This is a genomic window from Williamsoniiplasma somnilux (genome assembly GCF_002804005.1).
In the GTDB taxonomy this organism is placed as follows: domain Bacteria; phylum Bacillota_I; class Bacilli_A; order Mycoplasmatales; family Mycoplasmataceae; genus Williamsoniiplasma; species Williamsoniiplasma somnilux.
This window is the reverse complement of record NZ_CP024965.1, coordinates 222,917-237,317: the sequence shown is the minus strand read 5'-3', so window position 1 is coordinate 237,317 and position 14,401 is coordinate 222,917. Positions and strand designations below refer to the sequence as shown.

At 28.6% G+C, this 14,401-nt stretch carries 14 protein-coding genes; 3 read left to right on the top strand and 11 right to left on the bottom strand.

Annotated elements, in window-relative coordinates:
• Positions 1–15: 15 nt before the first annotated feature.
• The 3 genes from rsmB to ESOMN_RS01065 are packed head-to-tail and all read right to left on the bottom strand — an operon-like array spanning position 16 to position 2,726.
• A complete protein-coding gene (gene rsmB / locus ESOMN_RS01075; RefSeq protein ID WP_024863718.1) occupies positions 16–1,278 on the bottom strand; it encodes a 16S rRNA (cytosine(967)-C(5))-methyltransferase RsmB in 1,263 nt (420 codons plus the stop codon).
• Complete coding sequence (gmk, locus tag ESOMN_RS01070) at positions 1,268–2,161, bottom strand: guanylate kinase (RefSeq protein ID WP_024863719.1); 894 nt, start codon at positions 2,159–2,161, stop codon at positions 1,268–1,270. The genes rsmB and gmk overlap by 11 nt, the downstream gene beginning before the upstream one ends.
• 1 nt (position 2,162) lies before the next feature.
• Positions 2,163–2,726 (bottom strand): RsmD family RNA methyltransferase, encoded by a 564-nt coding sequence (locus tag ESOMN_RS01065; RefSeq protein ID WP_024863720.1) that lies wholly within the window; start codon positions 2,724–2,726, stop codon positions 2,163–2,165.
• A gap of 101 nt (positions 2,727–2,827) precedes the next feature.
• Between ESOMN_RS01065 and def the strand changes: the two genes are divergently transcribed.
• The gene (gene def, locus ESOMN_RS01060; protein ID WP_084027492.1) at positions 2,828–3,436 is read left to right on the top strand and encodes a peptide deformylase; all 609 of its coding nucleotides are present in this window, start codon (positions 2,828–2,830) and stop codon (positions 3,434–3,436) included.
• Positions 3,437–3,476: 40 nt separating this feature from the next.
• On the opposite strand, the gene ESOMN_RS01055 is transcribed toward def, so the two are convergent.
• Together ESOMN_RS01055 and ESOMN_RS01050 are read right to left on the bottom strand one after the other, a co-directional pair.
• The gene (locus tag ESOMN_RS01055) at positions 3,477–4,937 is read right to left on the bottom strand and encodes an SGNH/GDSL hydrolase family protein (RefSeq protein ID WP_024863722.1); all 1,461 of its coding nucleotides are present in this window, start codon (positions 4,935–4,937) and stop codon (positions 3,477–3,479) included.
• A gap of 1 nt (position 4,938) precedes the next feature.
• Positions 4,939–5,916 carry a hypothetical protein gene (locus ESOMN_RS01050; RefSeq protein WP_024863723.1) on the bottom strand — a complete coding sequence of 326 codons (978 nt, stop codon included), beginning with the start codon at positions 5,914–5,916 and terminating at the stop codon, positions 4,939–4,941.
• Between the two features lie 355 nt (positions 5,917–6,271).
• On the opposite strand from ESOMN_RS01050, the gene ESOMN_RS01045 reads away from it, so the two are divergent.
• The gene (locus ESOMN_RS01045) at positions 6,272–8,053 is read left to right on the top strand and encodes a ribonuclease J (RefSeq protein ID WP_198511468.1); all 1,782 of its coding nucleotides are present in this window, start codon (positions 6,272–6,274) and stop codon (positions 8,051–8,053) included.
• 72 nt (positions 8,054–8,125) lie between these two features.
• A complete protein-coding gene (locus tag ESOMN_RS01040) occupies positions 8,126–9,046 on the top strand; it encodes a hypothetical protein (RefSeq protein ID WP_024863725.1) in 921 nt (306 codons plus the stop codon).
• Between the two features lie 33 nt (positions 9,047–9,079).
• Here the strand turns inward: ESOMN_RS01040 and ESOMN_RS01035 are convergent, their stop codons facing one another.
• The 6 genes from ESOMN_RS01035 to ESOMN_RS01010 form a co-directional block, all read right to left on the bottom strand.
• Positions 9,080–9,394 carry a hypothetical protein gene (locus tag ESOMN_RS01035; protein WP_024863726.1) on the bottom strand — a complete coding sequence of 105 codons (315 nt, stop codon included), beginning with the start codon at positions 9,392–9,394 and terminating at the stop codon, positions 9,080–9,082.
• A gap of 12 nt (positions 9,395–9,406) precedes the next feature.
• On the bottom strand, positions 9,407–9,778 hold the full coding sequence (locus ESOMN_RS01030; RefSeq protein WP_024863727.1) for a hypothetical protein: 372 nt from the start codon (positions 9,776–9,778) through the stop codon (positions 9,407–9,409).
• 14 nt (positions 9,779–9,792) lie between these two features.
• Positions 9,793–10,485: a hypothetical protein gene (locus ESOMN_RS01025; RefSeq protein ID WP_024863728.1), complete on the bottom strand. Its 693-nt coding sequence runs from the start codon at positions 10,483–10,485 to the stop codon at positions 9,793–9,795.
• 93 nt (positions 10,486–10,578) lie between these two features.
• Positions 10,579–11,502, bottom strand: a complete 924-nt coding sequence (locus tag ESOMN_RS01020; RefSeq protein ID WP_024863729.1) for a carbohydrate kinase family protein — start codon at positions 11,500–11,502, stop codon at positions 10,579–10,581.
• 1 nt (position 11,503) lies between these two features.
• Positions 11,504–12,427 (bottom strand): GH32 C-terminal domain-containing protein, encoded by a 924-nt coding sequence (locus ESOMN_RS03920; RefSeq protein WP_024863730.1) that lies wholly within the window; start codon positions 12,425–12,427, stop codon positions 11,504–11,506.
• A 693-nt stretch (positions 12,428–13,120) separates the two neighbouring features.
• Positions 13,121–14,329: a phosphoglycerate kinase gene (locus ESOMN_RS01010; RefSeq protein ID WP_024863731.1), complete on the bottom strand. Its 1,209-nt coding sequence runs from the start codon at positions 14,327–14,329 to the stop codon at positions 13,121–13,123.
• Positions 14,330–14,401: the final 72 nt, after the last annotated feature.

Sequence of the window (14,401 nt, the reverse complement as noted above, 5' to 3'; positions counted from 1 at the left end):
GATTGTTTAAAAAAATTATTGTTTTTGCATTTTACAAATATAAAAACCATCTGTGTTATCTTCAAAACCAAATAATTGTTGTTCTGAAATAATTGTCATATTCGGGTAATGTTTGATAAATTCTTCTATTTGTTTTTGATTTTCTTCTTTATTGATTGTACAAGTTGAATAAACTAATGTTCCCTGAGTTTTTAAATTAGCAAAGGCTGTAACTAATAATTGCTTTTGAATAATTGTTATCTCATTAACAGATTTAATGTTAAAATTGTTTTTAATCTCCGGTTTACGCTTTAAAACCCCAAAACCAGAACATGGAGCGTCCAATAAAATATAATCAAAGCCTTGTGAATCATTAATTTTAGTAGCATCGCTACAAATTAATTCAACATTAGTAACACCTAATCTTAAAATATTTTCTTGAATATATTTGAATTTATTGTCTGCAATTTCGTACCCTATAATTTTTCCTGTATTATTCATAATCGCAGCTAAATGAGTTAATTTACCACCGGGAGCTGAACACATATCTAAAACTCGAGAATTCAATTTTGGTGACAATGTGTTTCCTACTAGAATTGAAGCTTGGTCTTGGATTGTAATTAAACCATTTTTAAAAATATCGGTTTTTACTATTGATTGATCTGTAGTAAAACAATCTGTAACTTTAGTTTTAACTAGAGCTAATTGTTCATGATAATTATTTCAAAATTTATCGCTGGAAATTTTTAAAGTATTGACCCTAAAACTAATTAGTGGTTTAGTTAATGAATTTTCAACAACTTTTTGCGCTATTCCCTCTCCATAATCAGCTAGTATTTTTAAATAAAGCTCATGCGGAAATGAATTTTCAATACAAAATTTTAAGGTTGGTGATTTAATGTCAATATTATAAAAAGTGTTTTCTTCGCGAAGAATTTTTTGTAAACAAGCATTAACAAAACCGGCAAATTTAGGATTAACACTTTTAGCCATATTTACCGCTTCATTAAGAATGGCGTAACGAGGAATTGCTTGTAAAAAACGTAATTGATAAATACTCATCCAAATAATAATTTGAATTTCTATTGGAGTTTTTTTAGAGTCAATTAACTTGTCGCTTAAATGTTGTAAATAAATTTTATAAGTAATAGTTCCGTGTACAATTGCAAAAATTAAATTTTTAAATTTGTCTTCAAGATCTTGTTTAGATATTTCGTTTAATAAAATGTTAGAGAAATTATTATGAATGAAAACTTTTTTTAAAAGATTTCAGGCTATTACTCGAGAATTATTCTTCAAATTTTTGCTCGATACTAAAGAAATTAATCTTAAACATTAAACGTTGAACTTGGTTTTCAACAAAATCTCTATCTAATAAATCACTAAATTCCCCATGTGCTAAAACACGATGATATAAACGCGCGGTTAATATATTAATCATTTTTTCTTTAGCATCAAAATCATTAAACTCTTCAGTTGTGATAACTCCATTATCGCGCAAAATTTTAACGTTCATTTCTCAGTTTTCGACAAAAAACATGTAATTGTTTTCAACAAGATTACCCATCATTACTTTTAAACGATCGAAAACTGTTGGACCATCACTTTGAGCTGCATTTTCTTTTTCTAGAATATCAGTAATTTTAGCAACAGCGTTTTCGACAGTGTCATTTTCTACAACATATTGGTAAGTATGTTTTAAAGGCACTTCTAATAAAGCTTTATCTAATCTTTGTTTAATTACTTCAGGAGTTTCTGATTGTCGCCCTTGCAAACGATTAGCTAATTCTTGTAAAGTTGGAGGCATCAAAAAAATTGAAAGAACATCTTTTTCGTTTTTAATAACTTGTGTAGCGCCATCAACTTCAATTTCTAAAATTACATTTTTACCATTTTGCAATTGCTGTTCAACATATTTCCTAGGAGTTCCATAGTAGTTACCAACAAATTGCGCATGTTCAATTAATTCATGATTAGCAATTGCTGATTCAAATTCTTCATTAGTAACAAAAAAATAGTGAACGCCATCAATTTCTCCGTTTCTTGGTTCTCTTGTTGTCATTGACACAGAGTATTCCAATGATAAATGTTTGTCTTTTCTCAAAACTGAATTAATGCTGCCCTTACCAACTCCACTTGGTCCTGAAATAACAACTATTCTACGCTTAATATTACTAGACATTTTAAACTCCCCTTTCTAATCTAAAGAAATATAAATGTTTATTTTTTCAGTCTTTGTATTTTAATAACGATAACTCAGGTAATTTTGTGAAATCTAACAATTCTGGAGTTTCAGTCATAATAATTCCTCATTCTTTTAATAAATTATAATTCAAAACTCGATTAAAGAAATCATAATAATATTCAATGTGTGGAAATGGTGGATCTAAATAGATTAAATCTACTTGCACCCCTTTATTTTCTAGTGTTTCTAAAAGTTCACCATAATCCAATTGAGATAATGCATAGCTTTGTTGATCAATGCCTTTTAAATTTTCTTTAATTACTTGAATCGCAGCAGGGAAATGATCATTAATATAAGCAAACTTAACTCCTCTACTTAAACCTTCAATTGATAAAGCTCCACTTCCGCCAAATAAATCCAAAGAAGTTTTACCTTCGTAAATAAAATAATTAGACAAAATATTAAACATATCTTCTTTGACACGTGCGCTAGTAGGACGGGTGTTTTTTCCTTCCAAAGCTTTTAATTTACGTCCACGATACTTACCACTAATAACAATCATCTCAAAAAGATCTCCAATATTTATTTATTAAATAAATTATAACTTAACATTTAGGCTAAAATATAATCTTTTATCTATGTATAATTTTAGTTGAGGTATTTATGAAATTGGATATTACAAAAGATTTATTGCAAAAAGACATTCCTTCAAATTCTTGACTTGTGAAAGACACAAATCCTCAAATAATTCGTTCAATTTCAACTAATGTACAAAACCCTGAACAATTAACTTCAGAAGAAGAAAATTGCATGCAAAGACTGATTGATTTTACTCGTTACAGCCAAGATGAAGTTTTAAATCATTCTGGAAATGCTGATCATTTACGCCCAGCAGTTGGTTTAGCAGCTCCTCAAATTGGTCTTAACAAAAACATGTTTTTTGTTCGTGTTGATTGAGGTAATAATGAAATTGAAGAATATGCTATGATCAATGCTGAAATTATTTCTAAAAGCTCACAAATGACAGCTTTAGAAGATGGGGAAGGTTGTTTAAGTGTTGATCATGATTGAGAAGGGATTGTTCCACGTCATTACAAAATTATTGTACGCGGTTATGATTATTTAGCTCATGAATATGTGGAATTAAAATTACGTAGTTATGTCGCTATTGTTTTTCAACACGAATTAGAGCACAATATCGGTAAATTGTACTACGATCGCATCGATAAAGACAAACCAAACCATATTGAAGATGATTGAATTTTAATTTAAAAAAATCCTACAGTTACAGTGTAGGATTTTTTTATTATTATTATTGTTGTTGTTTTGGGAACATTTTTAAAATGTAATTATCAAATAAATCGTTAGCTACACTTGTGTGAGCTCAACTTCCAGGATGAATACTATCTCAGAAGAAATAATTATCAAGATCAGCAACAGTTAAACCATCTTTAATTTTGTGGGTCATGGTAATTTCAAGAGTTTTATCGGTTATTTTTGGATCTGGAAAAGCGGCAAATAAGTCAACGCTAGGCTTATCCGCTATTTTTTTAGGGTTGTCTTTTGTGAATTCTTTTAACATATCGTCCATTTTTTTAACCAAATCATAAGACATCATTGTGTTGCCGTATTTTTTGTTAATCTTGTCAAATTGATCAAAGAATTTTTTGTTAAACTTTCCAGTTATGTAGTGAGCAAATTCTTTGACAGCTAGATTTTCTTCTTTATCGGGATTGTCTTCTTCGAATAGACTTGGATTATTGTATAAAGGCAATAAACTAACATCAGGAGCATTAGCTACTATAATTTTTTTAACATCATTATTCAATAAAGTTAATAATGCAGCTTTGATGTTACCGATGGCTTCGTCTAATTTAGTTTCAATTTGTTGTTCTCAATTTGATGTTTTATTTCTATTATGAAAAATATCAATTAAACTAAATAAATCATTACCACCAATTTCCATAAAAACTAAATCAGTGGATTTTGTTTGGTGTTGTTTTACTAGTGCCATTGCTTGATCATTAATTTGAACAGAATTTAAAAGTATACCAGTAAAATTATCAACAGTGCTTGAGGTTGCACCACCAATAGCGTAATTGTTTCCATTATATTTATCTTTGCTAGAACCATATTGCTCTGATTCTAAATCGAGACCAACAACATTTGTACTAACACCTGCTTTAAATTCTTTACCATTCGAAGCTTTAGTGACTTCGGCACTAGGATCAACAAAACCTAATTTTTCAGCAACTACAACAGCAGCTGGTTTTTGATTTGTAAATCCGTGACTATATCCGGCAACTTCAACACCATCTGCATCAGTCATTTGAATATTAAGTTTAACATTTTCAACTTTTTCCTTTTTAATTTTTATAACAAGGTGGGCAAGCTTTTTAGCTATAGGTTTTAATTGGTCAGGAATTTGTTCCATTCCATCAATAATACCATCAACCAAACCTTCTAACATAATGATAAGATCAGGTATTTTGTCTAATAAAGGTCTTACTAATTGGAAAATTTCATTAAGTCCTAAACTTCCAATAGTCTCTATTCCACCACTGTCACTTAAACTATCACCGATTGTATAAAAATTTGTAATTCCTAAGTCGTTTACAAGATTGCTATCATCAAGTGCTTTACTACGATCAATTCCTAAACCAACTTTTAAATCATAATCTTCTTTAATTTGTGGCACTGTACAAGAAACAACAGTGGCTGCCGCAGTTGCTGTAAGTCCAAGCGAACTTAATATGTATAATAATTTTTTCATATTAGTTGTCTCCTTTTTTTGGATTATTCTTTTTTATCAAATGAATACCAACACCACCAGCAATTAATGATAATGGACCTATTATAAATAGGAAAGAAATTCCAACTTGAGTTGTTCTGATTCCTCTAACAAAGTTAGGTTGATATAAATCACTTACCTTTGCTAGTGGTGGAATATCATTCATATCTTTGGGAGCTTTTTCAAAAATTCCTGTAAGTCCTCCAAGATTCATTTCCATCAGTAATTTAATATTTTCCCTTTGAATATTTAAAAATCAAACCTTATTATTAACAATATTTGCCCCAATAGAATTTTGAACATTAACACCTGTTAAACCTGGTCCTGTAGAAATAACTGAATTATTATATGTGTTTTGATCTATTGTCGTTTGCTTAGTAACAACATTGGTGTATCATTCTGTTTTTTTTAAATTAGGGTTGAAAAGCCTACCCAAAGTTCCAGGTTGAAAAATTCATGTCAATCCTGGATTGACATATCCAAAATCATGATAAATGCCTGCAAATGCACGATCAAATTCAATTAAATCTTTTGAAACATCATACAAATCAATAGATTTTTGATCTTCAATAACTTTTCCTCAACGAGTTTCAAATCATAAATTAGTATATGCTTCGTAAATTCGACGTTTATCAGCAGTTCCTTCAGAAGCGCTTCAATTAGTTGCACTCATTACATCGGCTAAATAACTTGATTTCAAACCATCAATAACCGTTTTACTAAAAGTCCCTGATGTTTTTAAAACATATTTTCCCTTTGGAATATTTTTCTCGATAAAATCGTCAACACTTGAAATAAATTTAAGTGATTCAATTCCCATTCCTGGCAATGTTAATGCCGCTCCCAAAACTATTGGAGTAGACATTGCGATTGAAGTAATAATAATTTTAGTTCTTCGACTAAGATTTTTTAAATAAGTTGGCGTTAAACTTATATTGAAATTTTTTAATTTTGATTTCATTTCTAAAATACCTTTTCCTTGAATATACAATTATCTCAAAACGAGACAATTAAAGACATTTTAGCACCGTACATAAGAAAAACAATAATTTTACAAAATTATTTAAAATTTCTCATTTTGAGATTATTAATCAATTAATTACTAAAAAAGTTTCATATGAGACACTCAGTAAACATTCTGATTTTTATTGTCTAATAATTATTTATTAATGTTATTATTAACATAGAAAACAAGTTTCCTTAAAAGATATACATACAAACTAATTTATAATAATAATTTTGATAATTAATCATTACTAATAATTACAACACTATACTTTTAAGATACTTTAGGAGGAAAAATGAAAAAAGAAACAATGGTTGACATTCCGGCTAACGGTGATGCTTTAGAAAAAGAAGTTTTAAATAACGAAGATATTAAACCATTCATTTTTAAACAAAAAGAAGTTAAACGTCGTTATTCAGAAACTCAAATATCAACAAAAGTTTTTGCATTAGGTGGTTTAGAAGAAATTGGAAAAAACACTTACTGCATTGAGTATGGCGATGAAATTATCATTATTGATGCAGGAGTTAAATTTCCAGATGCTGACATGTTAGGTGTTAACGCAGTAATTCCTGATTATTCATATTTATTAGAAAATCAACATAAAATTAAAGCAATGTTTATTACTCACGGACACGAAGATCACATCGGAGGAATTCATTACTTATTAAAACAAGTAAAAATTCCAGTAATTTTCGCTCCACCATTAGCTGCAGCTTTAATAAAAGATCGTTTAAAAGAAAATAAATTAACTGGGGCAACAATTGTTAACGATTATTTAGCAGACGATGTTTGAAAATCAGCAAATTTACGTGTTAGTTTTGCTGCATTAAATCACTCAATTCCTGATGCCTTTGGAATTTTAATCGAAACACCAAACGGAAATATTTTTTCAACTGGAGATTATAAATTCGATTGATCACCATTAGGTCATTATTCAGAATTATCTAAATTAGCAGCAATGGGAGATAACGGAATCGAATTATTAATGGCCGATTCTACCAACGCTGAGGTTGAGGGTTACACTCCCGGAGAACGTGGAATCATTGAAAATATTGATAAATTATTCATCAAAGCCAAAGGAAGAATTTTTATTACAACTTTTGCATCAAATGTTCATCGTATTCAATATATTATCGAAACAGCACAAAAATATAATCGTAAAATTGTCATTTTAGGACGTTCAATTGAGAGAATTATTAAAATAATTCGTCAAATGGGTCACTTAAAAATTAGTGAAAAAGAATTTGTTAAACCAAACGATATTAACAAATATAAAGCAAATCAAATTATGGTTATTTCAACCGGTTCACAAGGTGAACCAATGGCTGCTTTATCAAGAATCGCTAATAACAAACATCAACAAATTAGCATTATTTCTGGGGATACTATTATTTTTTCTTCATCACCAATTCCCGGAAACAGAGCTGATGTAGAAAGGTTAATAAACCGCTTAACCAGAGTTGGAGCTAAAGTTATTGAATCTTCAATATCAAACAAAATTCACACTTCTGGACACGCTTCTCAAGAAGAACAAAAATTATTATTTACTTTATTAAGACCTAACTACTTTATGCCAATGCATGGGGAATTTAGAATGTTAAAAAAACATGTTGAAACCGCAGAATCAGTAAACTTAGAAAAAGGTCATGGTTTTGTAATGGCCAATGGGGATACTCTAGAATTATTAAACGGCCATGCTCAAATCGGAAAAAGAATTGATGCTGATGCAGTTTATGTTGATGGAAAAGACATGACCGGACAAGCTTCAAACGTAATTCGTGAACGAGATATCTTATCCCGTGATGGTTTAATAGCTGTTGTTGTTTCAATTGATTCACAAACAAATAAACTTTTAAGTCAACCAAGAATTATTTCACGAGGAAGCTTCTATGTTAAAGATTCAGGTAATATCATTGGTGAATCTATTAATATTGTTACTACAGCAGTGCTTGAAGTCTTGAACTCTTCTAAACCAACTTTCGGTGCAATTAAAGGTGCAATCAAATCTTCTCTTTCGCCATATATTTTTAGAACTAAACGACGTAACCCTTTAATAATTCCTGTAATTTTAAATAAAAATAAACATTAACTTTTTAATAAAAACCCTTTGAAGGGTTTTTATTTTGTTAAAATATAGAAAACCAAGGAGGTTTAAGAAAAAATGTATAACTACAATCAAGGTTCGATTGTTCCTCGTACGTGAATTTATTTTGCGCAAATTCTTGGAACAGTCTTAGCAGTTATATCTATCTTTGCTTGATTCTATTACGCAGACGATATTTTAGCTGGTATATCAGGATCAGCAAATTTAGGTATATTTGCATTGGCAACAGCTTTAGTTGCATATATCGCCTGAAAAACTATTTACACAGCATTTGTTATTTGTTTATTTGTTAAAAATAACGATGACCAAACAATCTTAGCAAACAAATTTGTGTTGATTTCAATGAGTTTAACTCTTGGAGGATTTTTTACTCCATTTGTATTATCAAGCATGCCAAACATCAACTCAAAATCAACAATGAATCCTCGTGTTTTTATTTCTAAACAATTAGGAATGACATTGTTAGTAGGAACTGTAATTGCAGCAATCGCTTATTTTACAACTATCGCTGGGAAAAATGCTGCAATAGTTTTTGATAGCACTACTTTTGGAACTATTAACACTGTTGTAACAATTCTAATTGCATTAGGTTTTGCCTTTGGAGCTTCATCGGTGTTGTTATTTTGATCTAAAGATGCAAACACCAAATACCAAGAAAGCGGTTTAATGAAAGTTATTGGAGTTGTGTGAACAGTTATCATGACTGTTGAACTAGTCTTCATTTGAATATTAGCTTTAATTAGATTAATCGGTGCTGTTTTAGATGTATTTAGAACATTAGCTTCAGATGATGGTGGATTCTTCAAAATCTTCTATTTCTTATTAGCTTTAGCAAATCTTATGTTCACTCTATTATTCACTATCTTTATAATGCGTATGGTTGGGGAAACAATGGCTGGGCTTTGAAAAAAAGATCAAGTTATCGAATACAACATATATGAAAAACTTGCCCAAAAGAAAGCAAATTTAAATAAATAAAACAAAAAATCACCAATGGTGATTTTTTTATTTTTAAATGATAATTCTTGAAGAAAATGGAATCAATCTTCAGACTTTAAAATAATGTTTTAAAAGTTTAAGTTCTTCTAAAGATAAATATTTCTCTACTAATTTAATTAATTCTTCACCTTTAGAAATTGTTAAATTGTATCACCAAAAATAAATAGTTAAACATAAAAATCAACCTAGAATTGATAAACCTTCCACTCACACACGATTAATTCTAGCGATACTTCCATCAACTGTCATAAATGAATGTTTACTTAGAGAAATGATTAACACCAAGGCAATTAAGTCAAGAACAGCAATGAGTAACAAAACAACCACACCTAAGACTTGTTATTTATAACTATTTGTTTTATCTTTATTGTCTTGAATTTGATTAAACTGATACGAGATATTAAATAACGAATTTAAATTAGCGGCTTGTAAATGATTTTTAACAACAATCAAAGTTTTGGGTTTTTTGTGATTTCAAAATAAAATTGGTCTTCAAAAAAACTTCTTTTCAATAATGGTTAAATTGTCGATTTGATAGTTTAACGATAAGCTTTTTAAAAAATCTTTTCCGTTTAAATTAATTTTGCATTTATTGCCTCAAAAAAATAAGATGAGCCTGATAATTAACACTGAAATTATTAACATAGCAAATAATATAAGAAAAATAAGAAAAATAATTTCTGAACTTGTCGTTAATTTGTTATTAAACATAAACAAAATCCTTCCTAGTAAATAAAAATTACGGGTTGAAAATAGTTTACTTCATTAAATCGATCATACATAGGTTTGCCTATAATTAAATCTTGTTTATAGCATTCTAATCTAAAGAAATAATTTCCTTTAGAAACTATTACTCGTTCACGAAAGTGAGAGTCCTTAAAATAAAATAACTCACGATTATTTTTAGAGGATATTAAAATATTTTTAGTTCCAAAATTACAAATATTAATTTCTCCGCTTTCATCGTAAATAAGTTCATTATTTAAATATATTTTATATTCATTAGTTAATACGAATTTACCGGCAAAATTTTCAACAATTTTTAAAATTGGTTTCAATTCTGGTTTAGTCGAAACTAAAACCGGTGTAGGAATTTGATTATTGTTAAAAGTTAAATCAAGTAAATAACCTTGATATTGTGAGATTAAGGTCACATCAGTGAGTTGATGAGTTAAATTTGTGTGGTTAGAAAGTAATGGATCAGAAATAAATTTTCTTTCAATTTCATTTTTGTTATCAAGATTTTCTTTTAAAACCCCAATTGAAAGCATAGATAGTGAAGATTTATCTTTATCGCTTGTGGCATTGGTTAAGTACAAATAATCGCCTTTTATTCAAAAATTGGTTATCCAAGCTGATTCTAAAAAAGATCTTTGTTTTAAACCTTTTTTTAATTTTCTATTTTTATTTCAAAACATATTTAAAATCCTTATAACTAAATTATAAATAAAAAAGAACCGAAGTTCTTTCTCAAAAAAATTTACAAGCAAAATAACTAAATTAAATTTTGTTTATTTTGATAAATGATCTAAAAAAGTAATTGCTCCAAAATATTTTACAGCGTTGTTGGCAAATTGGTTTGCGCTCTTGATTATTTCAAAGATGTCTTCTTTACTAGTTTTTGAATTTACTTCTTTATTAACAAATTCGTTAATTAATTTAGCAACAAAAGCATCCCCTGCTCCTGTAGTATCAATTACCTTTTCTAATGAAATTGTGGGTACATTTAAAATTTCTTTATTTCAACCAATTAAAGTATCTTTGCTGCCTCTGGTAATGCAAATTAAAGCACGAAAATTAATTTGCATTAAATGATTAATAGTGAGATCTAAATCATGTATTTCTGTTAATAAAAATAACTTTTCTTCTGAAAACTTCAATAAATCGCAACCACTAATATAAGGAGAACATAACTTTCGAAACTTTTTAATGCTTTCTTTAGTTTTTCATAACTTATCACGAAAATTAGGATCAAATGAAAATTTAATTTCGTTTGCCAAACAATAAGCTAACATTTTCTTGTAAGAAGTTCTTAATTTACCTCGTAAAAAAGCGGTTGCACTACCAAAATGCACAAAATTCAAATCATTCAGGCTATCTTGATTAATTCTTGAAAATTTAAATTTATTATCACTTTTTCGTAAGAAATTAAAATTTCTTTCACCTTTGGCATCAAGAGTTACTTTAGCGATAGTGTTAGGCGCACTATATGTTTTAATAAAGTCTTTTTCAAGATTGAATTTATGAATAATTTTATTAATCTCTGTAGTGTATTTGTCGCTCCCCAAAGCCCCCATAAAATAACTTTGGTTATCTTTGATTGCTGCTATTGAACAAGCTACATTAAATGATGCTCCCCCAACTTCAACTTGAGAAATACCATCTTTTGTATATACATCTAACAAAACTTCTCCAATAGATATGGTTTTTTTCATTTTAAATTTCCTTTAACTTATTTTCAAAAATAATATTGTTTCATTGATAAGAATAACCTTTTAATTGATAAACTTCTAATTCATTAATATTTGTAAAAATTTGATTATGTTTATCAAGGTAAAACCTTACAGACATTGCATATTGGCCATCATTGACAAAAATTTCCATAGCACTTCTATCAATTAAAATTCTTATACTTTTTATTTCCACATTGTCAATAGTAACGATTGTGGGTAAATTAATTTCGTCTTGGAATGATGTTAAACCGCGGTCGACAATTAATTTACTTTTCTTTGCATAAATTTTAATACTTTCGTTTTGGTTATTATTTATAACAATTTCAAAATCGCTATTTAAGTTGCCGGCTTCAATTTCACAAAGTCCTTCTTCATATTTAAAAATAGAATTTTGAGATTCAAGTTTTTCAATTCTTAGATTCTCTAATTCTTTAATAGGAAGTTGATGAATTTGATTATTTTTAAAAGTTAATTCTCTCGGGATTGATAATTGATGACTTCAAGTTGTTAAATTTGAAGGCAATGGGTTAGATTGTGAATTACCTAATCAACCAATCATAATTTTACGATTATCTAAATTATTAAAAATCTGAGGTGCATAAAAATCATAATCATAATCTAATTTTATTAATGGCGTTTTGAATTTTATATTAAAATTTTGATCGATATCAACTTGACGATATTGAACAAAGTGACTACCACTTTCTAAATTGCCTTGTTTTTCTAAACAAGCTATCAAAAATTCTTTGTCAGCAATTTTTAAATAATTGGGGCACTCTAACATATAAGCATCTTGCTCATCATCTAAGTCCAATTTGATATCTTGAAAATTATTTCAAGAACCTTTTTGGAATTTATGGATATTTAATAATGCTTTTTTATCAATTGTTTGAGCTCCATTCAGCATGTACGAATGTTGATCTTTTTTTACTTAGTAATTTTAAAAAAATAATTTCGAAAAGATTTGAAATTTGGATTTTATTACTAAAAATGTAAAAATATTCAAAACCTTTTCAAATTCATTTTATTTATAAAATTTTAATTTGTCTTAAATTAAAGTTATAAAAACAACCTTATAATCATACCTTTTAAACTAATTGCTCTTAATAGATAAATACAAAAAAAGAAGCATCACTGTTTCTTTTTTGTAAAATTTATGAGCCAAAAACTGCATTGTTTAATTTTGCAACATCTTTTTCAAGTTTGTCCAAAAGTTCGTCAATCGAAGATAATTTTGTTAAAACTATTTTTTGAAATTCTTTTGTAGTCATAGTTGTTTTCTCCTGGGGTTCGAAAAGGTTGATTAAAATTTTAGAGTGTTTCAAAAGTTGGTTTTTGAAAATTAATTGTTCATGATTATTGCAATTATTTGCCAATTTAGCCATTTCATCAAAATCTAATTTAATATTATTAGATTTTAGATAATAAATTGCTAAAATTTGATGATTTTGTTTTGTATTAATTTTAATACCCCTTATAGGTATAGAAAAAAATATAAAATATTGTTCAATTAATTTCCTTTTTACAAATTAATTATAACAAAATAAAAATCTTGCTTTTAACAAATAAAGTCAAAAACAAGATCTTGTTTTAAATTAAATTATTTAACTTGAATAGCTTCAATTCCTGGTAAAACTTTACCTTCCATGTATTCTAATGAAGCTCCTCCACCTGTTGAAATTCATGAGAAGTCATCTTTAAATCCTAATGAAATTGCAGCGGCAGCTGAGTCTCCTCCACCAATCAAAGTGAAAGCATCTTTTAAATTGGCTGCTGCTTCACAAACCGCGATTGTTCCTTTATTAAAATGTTTAAATTCAGAAACTCCCATTGGTCCGTTTCAGACAACTGTTTTTGCTCCTGCTAATTCTTTTTGGAATAACTCAATTGTTTTTGGCCCAATGTCTAATCCCATTACATCTTCTGGTAAATCCACTCCTGAAAAAGTAGGAACTTCATCAGCAAATGTTGTTGAATTAGCTGAATCGATTGGTAAAACAATTTTACCTTTACCGATTTCTAAGTATTTTTTAGCATCTTCTAATTTATCAGCTTCTAATAACGATTTTCCAATTGAATGTCCTTGTGCTGCGAAGAAAGTGTATGCCATTCCTCCACCAATTAAAATTTTGTCACATTTAGTTAATAAGTTATCGATAACTCCAATTTTGTCAGAAACCTTAGCTCCCCCTAAAATAGCGATAAATGGTCTTTGTGCATTATCGATACCTTTACCAAGCATTTCTAATTCAGCTTGCACTAAAAATCCGATTGCTGAAGTTTGAATATAAGTTGAAATACCAACGTTTGAAGCGTGAGCACGGTGAGCAGTTCCGAAAGCATCATTAACAAAAACTTCACCTAAAGAAGCTCAATATTTTCCTAATTCAGGATTATTTTTTGATTCAAATTTAACTACTTCATTATTTTTGACATCTTCGAAACGAGTGTTTTCAACTAATAATACTTCCCCATCTTTTAAATTATTAATTGCTTTTTCTAGTTCATGTCCACGAGTTGTTGAAACAAAAACAACAGTTTGTTTTAACAATTCTTCTAATCTCTTAGCAATAGGCGCTAGCGATTTAACGCTTTTATCTTCTTCGGTTTTAATACGACTTAAATGTGAAAATAAAACAACTTTAGCTCCTTGTTCAACTAAATGTTTAATAGTTGGTAGTGCAGCTTGAATACGATTATCGTCAGTTATTTTACCGTCTTTTAAAGGTACATTAAAGTCAACGCGTACTAAGACTTTTTTCCCAGCAACATTAATATCTTTCAATGTTTTCTTCTTGTTATAATCCATAATTTTCTCCTCTTAATAATCTTTCTAATTATACTACTTTATCAATGGACTATGTAGTAAAAAAAGTAGCAC